Below are 326 nucleotides of genomic sequence, written 5' to 3'. Positions count from 1 at the left end.
AACATCTTTGTGCACGATTGCTCTAGAACATGCAGAACATTTTTGACCAGAAAAGCCAAATGCAGAATCTACAATTGCTTTAGCTGCTAAATCAGTATCAGTATTTTCATCAACTATAATTGCATCTTTACCGCCCATTTCAGCGATAACACGTTTTAAGAAGTTTTGGCCTTCTTGAACTTTAGCTGCTCTTTCAAAAATACGTGTACCTGTTGCTCTTGAACCAGTAAATGTTACAAAGTGCGTATCTTTATGATCGACTAAGTAATCACCGATTTCTTTCGGATCACCTGGTACAAAGTTTACAACGCCTTTTGGAAGACCTG

At 37.7% G+C, this 326-nt stretch carries 1 protein-coding gene; it reads right to left on the bottom strand.

What is annotated here, in order from left to right; genetic code table 11:
* Nucleotides 1–326, bottom strand: a 326-nt coding sequence (locus KA858_RS12695; RefSeq protein ID WP_210135854.1) for an aldehyde dehydrogenase family protein, incomplete at both ends; no start/stop codon positions are given.

This window comes from Staphylococcus sp. GDX8P80P (assembly GCF_017893095.1).
In the GTDB taxonomy this organism is placed as follows: Bacteria; Bacillota; Bacilli; order Staphylococcales; family Staphylococcaceae; genus Staphylococcus; species Staphylococcus borealis.
Note: the sequence above shows the minus strand (reverse complement) of the source record. Positions and strands in the feature narration are given on the sequence as shown.